This window comes from Pseudomonas sp. GM78 (genome assembly GCF_000282475.1).
In the GTDB taxonomy this organism is placed as follows: domain Bacteria; phylum Pseudomonadota; class Gammaproteobacteria; order Pseudomonadales; family Pseudomonadaceae; genus Aquipseudomonas.
Genome location: NZ_AKJF01000094.1, coordinates 62108 through 78757, shown reverse-complemented (window position 1 = coordinate 78757; position 16650 = coordinate 62108). Strand labels below are relative to the sequence as shown.

The window sequence follows — 16650 nt, the reverse complement described above, 5'->3', positions numbered from 1 at the left end:
AAAACAATAGAGGGTTTTGTCATGTCCTACGTCCCGAGCTTTCATTTCGATAACCGCACCTCTACCACCGGAGGTGCACAATGAGCACCCAAACCGCAAACCTGACGCCAACCATGGCAGACAAACTTGAACAAACGGCCGAACGCAAGGCCCTGCGGCGCGCAGCCAGTGCCAGCTTCATGGGCAACTTCGTCGAGTGGTTCGACTATGCGGCCTACGGCTACCTGGCTACCGTCATCGCCCTGACGTTTTTTCCGCAAACCGACAAGGCGACCGCGCTACTGGCGACGTTTGCAGTGTTCGCGCTGTCGTTCATCGTCCGCCCGCTGGGGGGACTGGTCTGGGGGCATTTCGGTGACAAATACGGGCGGCGCAGTGCGCTGTCCTGGTCGATCCTGATCATGTCTATCTCGACCTTTTGCATCGGCATCCTGCCAACCTACAACCATATCGGCCTGTGGGCGCCGGCCCTGTTGTTGCTGATTCGCTTGTTCCAGGGCTTTTCCGCTTCAGGTGAGTACGCCGGGGCTTCGGCCTTTCTCGCCGAGTATGCGCCCGAGGGCAAGCGCGGTTTGTACACCAGCATTGTCCCGGCGAGCACGGCGGCGGGCTTGCTGTTTGGTGCGGTGTTTGTCGCCGGCCTGCATGCGTGGATGAGTGTCGAGGACCTGCACAGCTGGGGCTGGCGTCTACCCTTTCTGCTGGCGGCGCCATTCGGGCTGGTGGGGCGTTATATCCGCATGAGTCTGCAAGACACGCCGAAGTTCCTGGAGATGGAAAAACGCCTTGAAGCGAAGGAGTGCGCGACCCACGCTCCGGTTCGCGAATTGCTGACCGTGCACCGACGCAGCGTGATGATCGGGATCGGCGCGACCTGCCTGAATGCCGTGGCGTTCTACCTGTTGCTCAGCTACATGCCGACCTACCTGTCCACCGAAATGGGCATGAGCGAAAGTGATTCGTTCCTGGCGTCGACGGTGTCGCTGGCGACCTATATCGGGCTGATTTTCCTGATGGGCAAGCTGTCGGACCGGTTCGGACGCAAGACCATGCTGGTGACCGCTTCGGTATTGTTCCTGGCGCTGACATTTCCGCTGTTCGGGATGTTGGAAAATCAGCCTTTGATCGTGATTCTGATGATCCAGATTGCGTTTGGCGCGATCCTGGCGATGAACGACGGCACCTTGCCGTGCTTCCTCGCCGAGATATTCCCCACCCGCGTACGCTTCAGTGGTTTTGCCTTCAGCTTCAACATCGCCAACGCGGTGTTCGGCGGCACCGCGCCGTTTATCGCGACCTGGCTGATCCAGCTGACCGGCAACAAAATGGCCCCGGCCTGGTACTTGTTGGCGGCTGCGGCGGTGGCGTTGATTGCCATGCTGGCGAGTCGGGAGACGGCGCATAAAGCCTTGCAGGACTGACCTTCATACGGTGATCTCAGGGACGCCATCGCGAGCAGGCTCACTCCTACAGTTGACCGAGTTGTCCTGACGGACGCGGTTCAATGTAGGAGTGAGCCTGCTCGCGATGAGGCCAGTGCGGCCAGTATCAATGTACGGCTGCCACCTGCTTGCGCTCACCAATGGGCGATACACCAAAGAACCGGCTGTAGCATTTGGAGAAATGCGCCGGCGAAACGAAGCCGCAGGCGAGGGCGATGTCACGTACCTGCGATTCGCTGCGCAGCAATAGCTGTCGCGCCCGTGCAAGGCGCAACTCCAGGTAGTACTGGCTCGGCGTGCGTTGCAGGTGCTTGTGAAACAGACGCTCCAGCTGGCGCACCGACACCTCGTTCAATCGCGCGAGTTCCTCAAGGCCCACCGGCTCCTCGAGATTGGCTTCCATGATCGCCACCATCTGGCTGAGCTTGGGCTGCGAGGTGCCCAGCTTCTGCCGCAATGGCACACGCTGTTGCTCCTGCGCCCCCCGGATCCGGTCACACAACAGCAACTCGGCGGTGTGGGCAGCGATGTCCCGACCACCGGGTTCGCGGGCGATCAACTGCAGGGTCATGTCCATGGAAGCCACGCCACCGGAGCAGGTGTAGCGATCACGGTCCAGCTCGAACAGCTGGTTGGAAATGATGATTCCCGGGAAACGCTCCTTCAGTGCTTCGATGTCTTCCCAGTGAATCGTGCAACGATAGCCCTTGAGCAGATCGGCGCGCGCCAACAAGTGGCTGCCGGTGCAAATCCCGCCCAGTGGCACCTGATCATGCGCCAGCTTGCGTAGCCAATTGAGCAGTGGTCGGCTGCTGTGGTTGGAGACGATCGGGTTTGATCCGACAACGAACAGCATGTCCAGCTTTGGTGCATCGGTGATGCTGTGGTCGGGCAGGATGCGCATGCCGTTGCTGGCCGTCACCGGGTCCAGGCTGGCGGCGATGATAACGGTGCGGAACATCGGTTTGCGCGCGGCCAGGTTGGCCATGCGCAGGGTTTCCACGGCGGAGGCGAAGCCGATGGTGGTGAAGTTGGGGATGACCAGGAAACCCACGGTTTTCACGGGCTGTTGTTCATTCGCCGAGCGTCCTGCGGCGGGTTTCGCCACCTGGAGTTTCGCCATTATTACCGCTCCTCGACTGCATCAGTGACGTGCTCCGCGGCAAGCTGCCAATACGGGTGGCGTCATCTCGTTTTTGTGATTGTAAGCCCTGTTTACAGGCTTCAGGATTTTACATCGAGTGTCCGGTCAATAGACCGTGACGAAAGGAATATGCATGCAAGATGCCATGAGTCTGGATTCGCTGGAGGGGGGCGTGCAGTGCTTGGCTTTGATAAGTACCTCTAATCAGTTCTCTGCAAAAAACATCGTTTGTTGACCTGTTTTTGCAGCCGTAGCATGCCTGCCAGGACTGCATGGGTAATTCTTCCTGGTGATGTCACCTGCGAACGATTGATCCCGGGTGAATTGAGAGATACGTACATGTCGACACGTCGCGAGTTCATAAAACAGGTATCGGTAGTTGCCGGTCTGGGCGCAGCCGCGTCCATGGGACTGGGCCTGAGTGCCTCCCGAGTGCAAGCAGCCGTCAAGGGGAGCTGGCATATGCCGGATGAGGGCGACAAACACGAGCGGGCCTTCGTCGCTTTTGGTGCACAGGAAGCCATCTGGGAAGACTTCACACCCAGCGTGCAAGATGCCCTGGGCCTGATCGCTCGCACCATCGCCGAATATGAGCCGGTCACGGTGTTCTGTCGCGAGAGCGAGCGGGATTTGGCCGAAGAAAAATGCGGTACGGGCAACATCACCTTTGTTACCACGGAACTGGACGATATCTGGATGCGCGATATCGGGGCCAACTTTGTGATTGATGACGAAGGCGGGCTCGGTGCCGTGGATTTCAACTTCAACGGCTGGGGCAACAAACAGCAGCATGGCGATGATGCACAACTGGCCGCTCTGGTTGCCAGGAAAGCGGATGCCAGCTACATCCGCAGCGAGGTGGTGGGCGAGGGGGGCGGTATCGAAGTGGATGGCCACGGCACGGGGATCATGACCGAAAGCAGCTGGATCAATACCAACCGCAACCCCGACTGGAGCAAGGCAGAGGTAGAGGAAGAACTTAAAGCGAGGCTGGGTTTGCGCAAAATCATCTGGCTGCCTGGAATCAAAGGCAAGGACATCACCGATGCCCATGTCGACTTCTACGCCCGCTTCGTCAAGCCCGGGGTGGTGATCGCCAACCTGGACAACGACCCTGAGTCATACGACCACAAGGTGACGCTTGCCCATTTGGACATTCTCAAGAATGCCACTGATGCGCAAGGCCGCAGGCTGCAAGTGCATACAGTCTCTCCACCGATGAATCCACGACAGAACGAATTCAGCAAAAGGAATCCAGACTTCGCCGCCGGCTACATCAATTACTTCGTGATCAATGGTGCGGTCATTGCGCCCCAGTTCGGTGATAAGGCAGCCGATACGAAAGCCTTTGACCTGTTGTCTGAACTCTACCCGGACCGTGAGGTGGTGCAGCTCAACATCGACGCAATCGCCGCAGGTGGTGGCGGCATCCACTGTGTGACCAGTCACCAACCTTTGGCTTAGTCAGGAGCGAGCAGGGGACATCCACAAACTCCGGGTCAGCTAGCAAACATCAAAACCCCACATCCAACACCACACTGTCCAGATAAGTCCCCGCTGGCGGAGTCGCCTGATCGGTATAGATCTTCGCGTTGTAATTGAAGATCTGGCTCCCCGTGCCCAGTCCATTTCCCGGATTGACCTCGGCATCGGAACTCGCCCGACGCGCACTGCCCACGTTTCCCCAGCGGGTCGTGCCGGCACTTTTGAAAATGTCATAGGCCAGATAATTGCCGCTCGAGATCATCCGTCGCCGCCCGCCGACACTGACCGCATTCTGCCCATCGCTCAGCCCCACGGTGTAGGCGCTGCCTTTGGTACAAGCCAGATTGATGGTCTGCCCGGTCACCGCGGTAAAGGCGCTGACCACCGGCGCGCTGCCGAAGGCGATGTTCGGGGCGGTGATGGTGCAGTCGTTGGCCACGGTCAGGTTCACCGTCAGCGTCGTAGTGCCGCTACTGATATCACGCCCCAGGCAAACGCTGCCGATGCCGATACCCGAGCAGTAGTTCCAGTTCCAGAAAATGCTCAGGGTTTCTGTGTAGACCCCGGCAGCCACGTTGCTGCCAATCGTCGTGCCGAGGTAGAGCGGCACGGTTTTCGGCACCGTGCCACCGAGCAGGCCAAGCGCATCGATGATGCCGTTGCGTGCGAAGTCGTAGGCGGTGCCGCGGGTCAGCGGGAAGCTGGTGCTGTTGTTGGCGTAGATCGTGTAGCCGATGATGTCGCCGGTGGGACCGCGCAAACCGCTCTGGGTCGACGTGACAGTGGCCCAGAAGTGATCGTCGTTGGTCAGCAACGTCAACAGCGAGCCGGTGCAACTCAAGCCGCCGTTGAGCGTGGAACCGGGTTGCGATGTGGTCCGCACCGCAATCGAACTCAATGAGCCGAATCCCACTGGCGTAGTGCTGACGACCGAACACAAGGCCAAGGCGGGGACGGGCAGCCAGAGCGCCAGCAGCATCAGCCACTTCATCGGCACACCAACGGCCCGATCAGCGGGATCTGATTCTGCGTCAGGTCGGCGGCAAACTGCACGTGGCAGGTCTTGCCATCGCCCAGCGTCACCCGCAGATCATTCTGCGCCCGCAGGTTTTCCAGGTACACCAGGCCGTCCCAGCCGACCACGGTTTGTGTGCCGCTCTGCTCATGCACCACACCGCTGCCCAAGGGCAACTCCTGCTGCTGCGCGTCCACCAGCACGATGCTCGCCGCGATCACCCGGCTTAGCGGAAACTCCAGCAGATAGCCGCTGCCACGCCGCACCGCGATGCGTTGCTCGACGTTCGGGCTGCGCACGTTGGCCGGCAGGTTAAGCGGATCGATCTCGTATTTGCCGCGGTAGTAGGCGCTGCTCCACGGTACCAGCAAGTGGCCGTTGCGATCGGTCTGGCCCACCTGCTGGTTTTCGTAGCGCACCGGAATATCGGCGTAGCCATCGGTGCTGACCACTACGAACGCGTCGTCGATGCGGTTCGCGGCGAACACCTGGCGGTCCATCCACACCAGCGAACCGCTGGCATCGGCCCAACGGGTTTCGGCATCGCTGGTGCCATAGACCCCGGCCTGCAACTGCACCGACTGCAAACGCCAGGTCAGGTCGGCCTGCCGGTAATCGGGGCCGTCGCCCTTGGCGTAGCCGAGATTGAAGCCAACCCCGCCCTCGGTCGGCACGGCGCGGCTGTAGTTGACCCGCTGCTGCGATTGGCCGCTCTTGCTGCGTTCACTGCTGATGGCCAGGCTGCCCCGCAGGTCGAACGGAATCACCAGTTGCGCCTGCACTGCCCAGTTGCTGTCGCCGATCTCGCGGTTGGCCGACAGGTAAAAGCTGGTGTTGCGCCACAAGGGTTTGCTCCAGGTCAGGTTGAGCAGGCGGGTGCGCGAGTCGTCCGCCGCGCGCACGTCGAAATACCCGGCGCCCAGGCTGCCCCAGGTGTTGAGATTAACGCTCAGGGTCGCCTGTTCACTGCGTTTGCTGAGGGTGGTGTAGGGGCTGTCGACCACGGTCAGGTCGGCATACTGATCACGCCGTTGCAGACGCTGCCAGGAAAAGCTGTAGCGCTGGCTGTTGTATTGATAACCGAGGCTCAGTTGCTGGCCGGTTTCCCCTTCGAACCGGCTTTGGCTGACGGCGCTGTTGAGCACGCCGAAATTGCCCAGCCGCACATTGCCGCCAACGCCGCCGAGCGCCAGAGTGTCCGAAGCTTCAGCGTGGCTTTCCAGGGTGAAGTTGTCACTCAGGCCGTAGCGCAAACTGCCGGACGACACGCCGGGGCCATAACTGAAATCCTGCAGGCCGTAGTCCTGGCGCAAGGTGCCGGCCGCCACGGAAAAATCCGACAGGCCTTTTTGCAACAGGCTGCTGGTGACGTAGAACGGCACCGTGGTCGAGACCTGGCGTCCCAGGGCGTCGGTGGTGACCACCACGGCTTCGCCGGCACCGTTGATGAACGGAATGTTGGTCAGTGTGTAAGGGCCAGGTTGCAGATCGGCGCTGCTGGACTTGTAGCCGTTGATGAACAGGTCTACCGACGACGGCACCGCGGCCTCGCCGGCGAACTGCGGCAAGGGGTAGGTCACCAGGTCCGGGCGCACGCCGAAATCCCGCGACAGTTGCACGCCACCCAGGCGCACCGAACTGCTCCAGGGCAGGGCACCGCTGACCAGGTCGCCTGCCTCGTAGGTCAGCAGCCGATCGTCATCGGAATAGCGCCAGGTGGTGTCATAGCGCAGGTAACCATTGCTGCGCGTGTCAACCGCGTCCCCGGACAAGGTGCGCCGATATTGCCCGGTGTTGGACAGCGTGCCCCAGTCATCGAACAGCCGCACTTCGTTCCACGCGGCCAGGTAAGTGCCGGCATCATCGGTGTCGTTGAGGTACAGGTCGTAGTTGAGCAGGGCGCCGAAGCTGCTCATTGCCTCGGTACGCGGATAGTTCTGGCGACGGCCGATAAACTGCTCCGGCAGCCAGTCGGGCGGTACCTCCAGCAACAGGCGCTGGGCGTTGCTGTCGTACTCGCTGTGCAGGCCCGGCAAGCTGTCGAGGCCGACTTCGGCGCCGATGTCTTGCGGCAGTTTCATGCCGGTTTCATGCAGCGCACTGGCGGGCAGGAAAAATTGCCCGTTGCGCTGCTCGACCGCCACCACTCGTCCGGTGTTCATCTGGTTGACCACCAGTTCCAGGAACAACTGCGCATTGGCAACTGCCTCCATGCCGCTGGGCGGAGGCGGCAGGTCACCGGCCTCTGCGTGATGAAAAACCACCAGGCAACACGCACAGCCCATGGCCCACAACGGACGCCGCAAACTGCGAGCCCAACCCTGGCTCATTACCGCTTTCCGTCCGTCAATGGACTTTATCTCCTTTACTCCACCTGCAATTCAACAGCAGGCAAAAGGCTCCCACAACAGCATCAAAAGCCGGTCACCGTGCCGGCGCAATACTCTGCACCTGCGGCGCGCCATTGACTCGCACCTGCAACGCCGGGTCGCCAGCCACCGGGCCGGGCGCAGGCCAGCGCATGATCGCGCCGGGCAACACATACCCCAGCAAGCCGTCCACCAGCGGCCGAGTCTGGCTGCCGTGCTTGAGCGCCACATCGGTCAGGCGCGCATGCACCGCACCCTGGTTGCGCACCTCGACATACGGACGACCGTCCACGGCCACCGTGCGCCAGCTCAAATCCGGCAGGCCGATGCCTTTCGGGTCGCGCTGGCGGGTGGTGTCTTCCTTGCTCCACAGGCCCGCGCCATAGGCGAACAACGGCACCGAATAACGCATCTGGAAACGAATCGCCGCCGCGGTCTTGCCGTCGTCCGCCTCCGGTGGTTTCGCCGAGGGAATTTCATCGATGATGATGCGGTAGGCCAGCTCCTGGCCCGGCGGGACTTCCCGTGTGCGGGTCAGGCGCACCAGTTGCTTCTGGCCCGGTTCGATCTTCGCCACCGGAGGGCTGCCGATCACGTCGCGCTGGTTCTGGTATTGATCGCTGAAGCCGCTCTGGCTCCAGGCAAACACGCGTATCTGCAAATTGGCGGTCTCGCTGCCGCGATTTTCCAGCCACAAGGCACTGGCCTGTTGATCTGCCTCGAGAACCGGATCGATCGGCCAGATCAGCACCGAACTGGCCGCCTGCGCCCTGGTTGCCCCCAACCACAGCAGTGCCAACAGCGTATGACCGACGACCAACCATCGCCCTGAAGGTGAATACATGTGCCTGCTCCTTTTAGTCCGTCCGGCCTTATCGGTTCGCCCCGTCACCACGACAGCTGCACTTGCAGCACATCGCTGTACGTCCCCCCGGGTTGATTGCCCGGTAACTGCACCTGGCCGTAAATCGGCAGGCTGATGTTGTTCGCATCGCCATACGCCACCGCCACGCTTTGCCCGATCCCCAGGGTCTGGCTGTAGGCCGCGTCGCGAAACAGTTGATACGCCACCCGGTTGCTGCCGGTGGACAGCTGCATGTGTCGCCCACCGCTGTTGTACTGTCCGCCATCGATGCTCATATTCAGGGTCACGCCCGGCGTGCATTGCAGCTGCACGCCCCCGGTCAGTGCGACTTGCACCGTGCCGCTGGCCAGCGCCGAGCGGCTGCCGAAATTCAGGCTGCCGTAATTGGAAACCCCACCGACCACCAGGCAGCCGGCCGTCACCGTGGCGCTGACCTGGAAGCTCTGGCTGGTCGCCGCCGTGAGCGGCAACGGCAGTAAACCCGCACCGAGCAGGAGCAGCGCCGCGCAGCCATGCCGACGCATGGCGCTAGAACGTCAGTTCGACGGAAATCGTGTCGGTGTAAGTGCCCGCCGGCAAACCGGCCTTGCCCACCGCCTGGCCGTAGATGTTCACGGTCTGCGCCACGCCGGTGCTGGCGGCGAGGTTGATCTCCCCGTCGATCGCCAGGAGCTGCGAGTGCCCGGCATCGGTGTACAGGTCGTACGGCACATAGTTGGCGACACCGTCGTACAACGCCCGGGTCCCGCCCGGCGATAGTCCATCGTGGGCCCCGGCGCGCACCTTGACCGTTGGCGTGGTGCCAGCCGAGCAAAGAATCGACAGCGCGCCGCCGCCTCCACCCAGCACTTGCCCCGTGGCCGTGGTGAACAGGCTGTTGGCGGTGCCGAAGTTCAGGGCGCCGAAATTGAGCCCGGTAGAACCGCCGGAACCGTTGACCTGGCAACTGCTGGTCAGGATCAGGCTGGAGGTGATCTGGCCAGTGACCGTGGTGGCAGCCTGGGCGCCGGACGCCAGCGTCAGGCCAAGCAATGACAAACCTATCCTTGATGCAAGCGTACGCATGGTTGTCCGTCCTCTACGGGGTTACCAGTCGAGCGTTACCGTCAGGGTGTCGGAATAGACACCGGCGGGTAACGCGCGGGTATTGGCCACCACCGAGCCGAATACCGGAATCGGTATCTGCGCCCCGCTGGTGACAGCGAAATTGTGTTGTTGGCCGATGCTGTAGCTGCGGTTGCCGGAAGCGTCGAGGAACAATTGATAAGCGATGGTCTGGCGGCCGTTGCTCAGGCGCCGGGTGGTGCCGTCGCCATGGGTGCCGCCATCGATGGTGACGGTGAAGCCGGTGACCGAAGGGTTGCAGGCCACGTTCAACTTGCCGCTGGCTTCATCACTGATGCTGGCCTTGATCGGGGTGCTCCACGTTGGACCTTGCTGGCCGAAATCCAGGGTGCCCAAGTCGCCGGCCGGGCTATCGGGATTGCCGCCGTTAGTCACTTCGCAGCCGGCAATAAGGGTCAGCCGCGCCTGGATCTGCCCGCTGACGGCCGCTTGAGCGACACCGGCCAACAGCACCAGCGCGCCCACGGCGAATATCTTCCAGAACCTGGTCATGACACCAATCCCAATTCCCTCTGGATTAAAAACACGGTCGTTCGTTGGCGAACGCCTCCGTCCCTGCGTAACCCGGACTTCGCCTGGGTTGTTGACTGCTCATGCGATTACCAGGTGAGCGTCACCTTCACCAGATCCGAATAGCGGCTGGCCCTGGGTATCTGTGCCATGGGTTCGATGCGGGCGTACAACGGCAGATCCACCGAGCCGGTATCCGGCACGCGACCGCTCACCGGCACATCCACCGCCAGCGGAATTCGCCGCGCCGGGTCCTGATAGAGTCGATAGGGGATGGGTTTGCTGTGTTCGGCGCTACCGGCCATGTAGCGAACGTCGCCGACGCCACCGTGCAGGCCGCCATCGACACGTAATTGATAAGGGGTATCGGGATTGCATTCGAGCCTTGGCAGGCGCTCGTTCATCAGGGCCGCCCCGAGGGGCCCGGCGGGATTGTCCAGGCGCGCGCTGCTGCCGAAGTCGAGCACGCCCAATTGCTCGACACCCGAACTGCGTTGTTGTCCGACCAGTTGGCAGCCACGTTGCACATCGACCCGAACCTGCACCTGGAGTTCGGCGGCCGACAACGTTGCACTGAGCCCTACGCCCAAGACTGCCAATACCACACGTCCATCCACGGCCCCACTCCTTGTGAGGGATGTCTTGTAGGACTGAGGTTAGCAATGCACGGGGAAATCGCCAGTGATGGGGCGGAAATTGGATCCATTGACCGCTGTTTTTTAAACGCCCCAGTATTTCAGTGCCCACAATGCGCCCATGCCGACCGCCAGCGTCAGCAAGGTGCTTTTTGTTCGCCAGGCCACCAGGCCTGCGAGTATTGCCGCGGGAATTTGCGGATTGCTCCAGTCGAACGCTGCGTGTCGATCCGGGTACACCACCGCCGGCACTACCAGCGCAGCCAACACGCTCGCGGGCACGTACAGCAAGGCACGGCGCAGTAGCGGTGGAATGCGCAAGCTTCCATAAAACTCGATGAACGACAGACGAATCGCGAAGGTGCCGGCGCCGATCAGCAGGAACAGGCCCCACTGGGATAGTTCACTCATGATGCCTCCTGTTCGGCGTCATTGCCTTGTGCGGTGTCCTGGTCTTTTCGCAGGTGCTCGACGGTCAGGCCGACGATGACGCCGCCAAGGGAGGCCGTCAGCATGCCCAGGTTGTAGGGTAAATCGACTGCCAGCACCGCCAACGCACCTCCTGCCACGGCGGCACAGAGCGCGGCAGCATTGCGGATACTGGGGATCAGCAGCACCAGGAATGACAGCGGAATCGCAAAGCCCAACGACCACGCTTCGGGGATGCGCGCGCCCAGGATGACCCCCGTCAGCACCGCAAGCGTCCAGCCGAGCCACATCGTGAGCGCCGCCCCGGTGTAGTAGTGAAAAGCGTATCGTCCCAGGTCGCCACAGGCCGATCTCAGGCTGAACAATGCGAACACCTGGTCGGCGAGCAGGTAGGACATGGGCCAGGTCTTGCGCCGGGGCAAGTGGTGCAGGTGCGGCGCCAACGATGCGCTGTACATCAGGAAGCGAAGATTGATCACCAGTGCGGTGACCACCATGGTCACTGGCAGGGCGCCATTTTGCAGGAGCTGCAGTACGGCAATCTGCGCCGACCCGGAATAGAAAAGCAGCGTCATGCCCATGGTGGTGGTAAGTGACATGCCCATCCCGGCGGCGCTGACGCCAGCGATCAAGCCAAAGGGAATGACCCCGGTGGTGAGCGGGGAGGCGGTCTGAGCACCGTGCAGGAAGGCCTGCGTCCCACTTCGATAGTTCATTTGAGTTCCTTGAAAGTGATCAACCTGATCGTTGCGCGCAGAGAGCCGTATCAGAGCGGTTGCCTAATCAAAATAATGCGCGTGCCATCTGGGAACAACGGCAGATTTCTGAAATATTAGGCCTAGAAAAAATGAGGCTCACGATATGTTTCTCGACTCACCCATCAGGCACACCCTGCAACTCAATGCACTGCGCGCCTTCGAGGCCTCCGCTCGCCTTGGCGGTTTCGCCCGGGCGGCAAGCGAGTTGAAGGTAACCCCAGGCGCAATCGCAGCCCAGGTCAAGGCGCTGGAAAATGAATATGGCGCCGCCTTGTTCGAGCGACACGCGAAGGGGGTCAGGCTGACGGCACTGGGCGAGAGCATAAAGGCACAATTCATAGAGGCATTCGATGCGGTCGAAGACGCCGCCCGCACCCTTCGGCAACTGTCTGCACCCCAGCGGGTACATATCGTCACGTCCCCTGCGCTGGCGCAATTGTGGATCGGACCACGGCTGCCACGCCTTACGGAAATGCTGGCACCCATCGAAATTTCGGTCACCGCCGTCGACGAGCCGCCCAACCTCAAACGCAGCCCGTTCGACCTGTGCCTGTTCTACACCGAGCAGCTCGAGCGCGGGCAGCGCATGCTTGCCGTCGAAGAGCTATTGCCGGTTTGTGTGCCTGCCCTGGCTGGCCAAATCAGGCATCCTGGCGATCTGGCCAACGTGCGCTGTATCGCGGATGTGGTATGGAGCGACTGGGAGGTATGGACCCGCTCGGTGATGCCGACCCAGAAATTCGTTGCCCGCGGTCCCGGTTTTTCCCTGTACTCCATCGCCGTGCAGCAAGCCCTGCTGGCCGCGGGTGTGCTCATTGGTCGGCGCAGTCTCATCCAGCGCTATCTGGACAGCGGGGAACTGGTTGCACCGTTAGATCATCCGGTTCCACTGGGCATGGTCATCGCTTCCTGGAAGCTGCCAGGGGCCAGGAGCAACCGGTTGGTGGCTGCGGTGGAGGATGCGCTGATGCAGTTGGCATGAAGGCTCGTACATTTGAATGCATTCCCCTGCAGGAGCAAAGCTTGCTCGCGATGGTCGTGAACGATAACGCTGCTGCGCTTGTGTGCGTCTCTGCGTGACCAGACGGCACGCTATCGTTTCCTCTCGATGCACTACGCCACGAGCACCGAGCGTGATGTGCCCCATGAGCATCGACAGCTGATGGATTCCGCCTTGGCCAAGGACATCGACAAGGCGTGCGAGCTGCTGGCCAGCCATTACCAGACCACCACCGATTCGGTGCACGCTCACGAGCTGAGATCTACTGGAGAAACGGTATGGCCAGAGGCGTTAGTGGAGATGCTCGTGGAGGTAGGTGTCTTCCAATCCGTTGCGTATAAAGCGCGTTGAGAGTCGTGTCTTGGCCGTCCTGGTTTCGAGCTATTGCGATACTTGCGACAACGCATGAATGACATCTGCAGCCATCTTTTCAGCACTGTTCATCCCGTCAATCCGTAAGACCTGCGCCGTTTGCTCAGATATCCACGCCTCGTGCCACGCTCGGTTGCGTCCTGAAAAGCCTGGATCGTCATACTGTGAGGCCCATTGCCGAAAGGCGACATGTATCCCGTGCATGTCACCCCCTGGTGCTATCCGGTTTCCAAAACGCTCCTTTTCACGTGCGGCCAGCCGTTCAAGGCGAACGGGCGTTGCTGTCAGAACGAATACAATCAGATCGACATGGTTAATCAGCGCATCCCCCCAACCCATACAAGAACCGGTCAGCACCCAATCGTCGTCACCGAGTTTTTGCTGGATCAATGACACGCGCTCACTGGCAGGTCGCTTGGTCGTAAAAGGAGGGTTGGTGGGCATCCAGAAAAAATCATCGACATCGACATGCCGTACACCGAGCAGAGTCGCGAGGCTTTGACCCAAAGTGGTCACGCCCGCACACGAAGCACCTGTAATGTAAATCCGCAATTTTTCCTCCATGAATACAAGTCGGTTTCGAGGTCAGGAAGATATCTCATAACCGGCTGAGTCTCACTTTTTCGGGATTGTAAATGATTGCATCTGGCCGATAGCGGCCTGTCGCCAAGGGCAGAAATCGGCCAATTGCTGCCGGTGGATGCGGTGGCATGCGTGGTTGTCGTTACAGCTGCGCGGAATCTATTCCATACGAAAAAGGGTGGCAGGTTCTGACCACCACCCATGTGATCCATTAACGTTCTGGCCTTTGATTACTTGGCCATCGCTGCTCTCGCGGCCTCGATCTTGGCTTTCACCGAGTCGAGGTTGAAACTCGCACCTTTTTGCATCGGTGGGAACTCGATGGCCGTTTCAGCCAGTTTTGCAACCTCCTGCTGAACGAACACGAAGCGCCAGAACTGGAATTTAAACCAATCGAAGTACTGCATGGAGCCATTGGCCGCCTGGTTTTGCGGCCATCCGGCGCGCTCGAACGGATCCAGACGCAAGTTGGTCAGAACAGGCACGTCGATACTGGTCTTTGCACCGAGCCAGCCGTCAGGCTGATCGATGAAACGATACTTGTAATCGTCGATACGCACCGCGCCCAAATTGCTTTCGCCGAAATAGAAAATTTCATGACGATTGGACGGACCTTTGCCGGTGATCATCGGGGTTTGGTCGTAGCCGTCCAGGTGAACCTTGTACGTCGTGTCACCCAGTTGCTTGCCTTTTAGAAGTTCGCTCGTGATATTCGGGTTGCCTGCCGCGGCGATGAAGGTCGGAAACCAGTCCATACCCGACATGATGCCGTTAGCGATCTGCCCCGCGGGTACCTTGTTCGGCCAGCGGATGATCGCCGGAGCGCGGAAGCCACCTTCCATGACAGTCCCCTTGCCCATGGCAAACGGCGTCTGGCCGCCATCGGGCCAAGTGAAGTTTTCCGCGCCGTTGTCCGTGGTGAAGACCACGATCGTATTTTGATCCAGGCCGTCTTTCTTCAACTTGGCCATGACATCGCCGACGATGTCATCGAGCTGCGCCATGCCGGCTTCCTGTTCGGACCAGCCATTTTCTGCATTGCGCATGGCCTGGTACTTGTCGGAGAGGTGGGTGACGATGTGCATGCGTGTCGGATTGAGCCAGACAAAGAAGGGTTTGTTGTCCTGCTTGGCCTTGTCGATGAAATTGAATGCCTTGTCACGGATTTCGTCGTCGACAGTTTTCATTCGGTCAGGGTAGAGGGTGCCCGCGTCTTCGATCTTCTGTTTGCCCACTTTGCCCCAGCGCGGCATTACGGTTGCATCATCAGTGGTGCTCGCCCAACTGTGGACCATGTTGCGCGGGCCAACCTTGGGCAGCAGCGCTTGCGGGTAGTTGGGGTGGGCCGGATCCTCCATGGCGTCGAGGTGATACAGGTAGCCGAAAAACTCGTCGAAACCATGCACGGTGGGCAGGAACTCGTTCAGGTCGCCTAAGTGGTTCTTGCCGAACTGACCGGTGGAATAACCCATGGACTTGAGCACGGTGGCAATCGTCACCGCCTGGGAGGGAATACCGATGGGTGAGCCGGCCTGGCCCACCGTAGTCATGCCGGTACGGATCGGTAGTTCGCCGGTAATGAAGTTGGCACGGCCTGCCGTGCAACTGGCTTCGGCATAGTAGTCGGTGAAGCGCATGCCTTCGGAGGCAAGGGTGTCCAGATTGGGTGTTCTGCCGGCCATCATGCCCTGGTTGTAGACACCGATGTTCGACCAGCCGATATCGTCGCCCATGATAACCAGTATGTTTGGCACCGTTTTATCGTCCGCCAGGGATAATCCAGGCAGTGCGATCGCCGACAGCAGCGCTGTGGCTGCGAACACCGCAGAGAAAATGTTGTGGTTCATTTCGAACTCCTTTGCATTTTCGAGAGTATTTCGAGAAATTCCCTCCAACTGCCTTCCCGAAATACGGAACCCCCCGAAACTAGCGTAGGTATGAATGCCAATCCTCCAGTGACGTATTTGAAATCGATGTGAAAATTGTTATTTCGATTCAATCTTTCATTTCCACAGCGCATACCTACAGCCGCTTTCAAGCCGATCTAAGGCTTGTGGCCGGCAGAAAAAGACCCAAAGCTGACGGTGACGACAAACAGAAATCGGCCAAAAGAGCACGCTGCAAATGAGCGAATCGCCCTGGCGTCCTTCCAGGACTGCCTCATGCAGCCAATTCAGTCAGGTATTGGGAAGGCCGAGACAGGCTCGAAAACAAGGTGGGCCGCGCGCAAGTTCATAGAAACCGGCTTGTGAGTCGATGCTTTTAGACGTTCAAATCGGCACCGCTAAAACCGTTGCGCTGATAAAAGCGCTCCAGCTCACGGGCTTCCGGCTCCCTGCCGGTGAAAATCTTCAGGTACTCGGGGATGTAGCGCATGCGCTGGGCCAGGGGTTCCCGGGTTTTCATGCTGATGTAGCCGATTTGCGTGAGGTAGATCGTACGGGCGCGGGTAATCGCAGCATCGTGTTCAAAGCCGAAACGGTCGAACATCTGCCGCAATGCCTCGACGCGCTGCGCGTCAGCCTCGCCGATTTCCTGCGCCACTTCCGGTGATTGCAGCGCCCAACTGCGCATGGCGAACTCGAACTGCGAGTCGAACAATTCGCTGTTCAGCCAGCAGTCGAAGACGTTGAGAATCGCCTCGGTGATGGATTCGGCATAGGCCTGGGATTTGCTCACCAGGTTGAAGGTGTTCTTGTTTTTCCATTGCTCGATCAAGGCTGCGAGCAAGGCATCGCGGTCTTCGAAAAACCAGTAGAAGCTGGTGCGCGACAAATTCAGTTTTTTCGCCAGCGGCATCACTCGCACGGCATCGACGCCTGACTCGGTCAGACTCTCGTAGGCCGCATTAAGCCAGCCTTCCAGTGAACCTCGGCCTGCCTGTTCCGCCGTTGAGGTGGTTGCTTTCATGGGCATTTC

17 protein-coding genes are annotated in these 16650 nt (G+C 60.1%); 4 read left to right on the top strand and 13 right to left on the bottom strand.

The features are described 5' to 3' along the window. Positions 1 to 80 precede the first annotated feature (80 nt). The gene (locus tag PMI35_RS15925; protein ID WP_008059874.1) at positions 81 to 1421 is read left to right on the top strand and encodes an MFS transporter; all 1341 of its coding nucleotides are present in this window, start codon (positions 81 to 83) and stop codon (positions 1419 to 1421) included. Positions 1422 to 1548: 127 nt separating this feature from the next. On the opposite strand, the gene PMI35_RS15930 is transcribed toward PMI35_RS15925, so the two are convergent. Further along, entirely contained in the window at positions 1549 to 2565 is a 1017-nt protein-coding gene (locus tag PMI35_RS15930; RefSeq protein WP_008059872.1) for a GlxA family transcriptional regulator, read from the bottom strand. 360 nt (positions 2566 to 2925) lie between these two features. Between PMI35_RS15930 and PMI35_RS15935 the strand changes: the two genes are divergently transcribed. Then, positions 2926 to 4050 carry an agmatine deiminase family protein gene (locus tag PMI35_RS15935; RefSeq protein ID WP_008059868.1) on the top strand — a complete coding sequence of 375 codons (1125 nt, stop codon included), beginning with the start codon at positions 2926 to 2928 and terminating at the stop codon, positions 4048 to 4050. 49 nt (positions 4051 to 4099) lie between these two features. On the opposite strand, the gene PMI35_RS15940 is transcribed toward PMI35_RS15935, so the two are convergent. The 9 genes from PMI35_RS15940 to PMI35_RS15980 all read right to left on the bottom strand — a co-directional run bounded on the left by PMI35_RS15940 (position 4100) and on the right by PMI35_RS15980 (position 11735). Further along, complete coding sequence (locus PMI35_RS15940) at positions 4100 to 5062, bottom strand: Csu type fimbrial protein (RefSeq protein ID WP_008059866.1); 963 nt, start codon at positions 5060 to 5062, stop codon at positions 4100 to 4102. Then, positions 5059 to 7416: a fimbria/pilus outer membrane usher protein gene (locus PMI35_RS15945; RefSeq protein ID WP_008059865.1), complete on the bottom strand. Its 2358-nt coding sequence runs from the start codon at positions 7414 to 7416 to the stop codon at positions 5059 to 5061. Before PMI35_RS15945 ends, PMI35_RS15940 begins: the two co-directional genes overlap by 4 nt. Before the next feature lie 94 nt (positions 7417 to 7510). Beyond that, positions 7511 to 8299, bottom strand: coding sequence for a fimbrial biogenesis chaperone (locus tag PMI35_RS15950; protein ID WP_008059863.1), 789 nt, complete (start codon positions 8297 to 8299; stop codon positions 7511 to 7513). A 44-nt stretch (positions 8300 to 8343) separates the two neighbouring features. Beyond that, a complete protein-coding gene (locus PMI35_RS15955) occupies positions 8344 to 8844 on the bottom strand; it encodes a Csu type fimbrial protein (RefSeq protein WP_008059861.1) in 501 nt (166 codons plus the stop codon). A gap of 4 nt (positions 8845 to 8848) precedes the next feature. Further along, complete coding sequence (locus PMI35_RS15960; protein ID WP_008059859.1) at positions 8849 to 9385, bottom strand: Csu type fimbrial protein; 537 nt, start codon at positions 9383 to 9385, stop codon at positions 8849 to 8851. A 21-nt stretch (positions 9386 to 9406) separates the two neighbouring features. Continuing rightward, positions 9407 to 9937, bottom strand: coding sequence for a Csu type fimbrial protein (locus PMI35_RS15965; protein WP_008059857.1), 531 nt, complete (start codon positions 9935 to 9937; stop codon positions 9407 to 9409). A 107-nt stretch (positions 9938 to 10044) separates the two neighbouring features. Continuing rightward, positions 10045 to 10572 carry a Csu type fimbrial protein gene (locus PMI35_RS15970; protein WP_008059855.1) on the bottom strand — a complete coding sequence of 176 codons (528 nt, stop codon included), beginning with the start codon at positions 10570 to 10572 and terminating at the stop codon, positions 10045 to 10047. 102 nt (positions 10573 to 10674) lie between these two features. Further along, positions 10675 to 11001: an AzlD domain-containing protein gene (locus tag PMI35_RS15975; RefSeq protein ID WP_008059854.1), complete on the bottom strand. Its 327-nt coding sequence runs from the start codon at positions 10999 to 11001 to the stop codon at positions 10675 to 10677. After that, entirely contained in the window at positions 10998 to 11735 is a 738-nt protein-coding gene (locus PMI35_RS15980) for an AzlC family ABC transporter permease (protein ID WP_008059852.1), read from the bottom strand. The genes PMI35_RS15975 and PMI35_RS15980 overlap by 4 nt, the downstream gene beginning before the upstream one ends. A gap of 145 nt (positions 11736 to 11880) precedes the next feature. On the opposite strand from PMI35_RS15980, the gene PMI35_RS15985 reads away from it, so the two are divergent. After that, positions 11881 to 12759 (top strand): LysR family transcriptional regulator, encoded by an 879-nt coding sequence (locus PMI35_RS15985; protein ID WP_008059850.1) that lies wholly within the window; start codon positions 11881 to 11883, stop codon positions 12757 to 12759. A gap of 78 nt (positions 12760 to 12837) precedes the next feature. After that, positions 12838 to 13128, top strand: a complete 291-nt coding sequence (locus PMI35_RS35300; RefSeq protein WP_008059847.1) for an FCD domain-containing protein — start codon at positions 12838 to 12840, stop codon at positions 13126 to 13128. A 30-nt stretch (positions 13129 to 13158) separates the two neighbouring features. Here the strand turns inward: PMI35_RS35300 and PMI35_RS15990 are convergent, their stop codons facing one another. From PMI35_RS15990 to PMI35_RS16000, 3 genes are all read right to left on the bottom strand, one after another. Further along, complete coding sequence (locus tag PMI35_RS15990) at positions 13159 to 13701, bottom strand: ATP-binding protein (protein ID WP_008059845.1); 543 nt, start codon at positions 13699 to 13701, stop codon at positions 13159 to 13161. A gap of 260 nt (positions 13702 to 13961) precedes the next feature. After that, positions 13962 to 15578: an arylsulfatase gene (locus PMI35_RS15995; protein WP_008059843.1), complete on the bottom strand. Its 1617-nt coding sequence runs from the start codon at positions 15576 to 15578 to the stop codon at positions 13962 to 13964. A gap of 415 nt (positions 15579 to 15993) precedes the next feature. Beyond that, positions 15994 to 16641 carry a TetR/AcrR family transcriptional regulator gene (locus tag PMI35_RS16000; protein WP_008059841.1) on the bottom strand — a complete coding sequence of 216 codons (648 nt, stop codon included), beginning with the start codon at positions 16639 to 16641 and terminating at the stop codon, positions 15994 to 15996. Positions 16642 to 16650 lie beyond the last annotated feature (9 nt).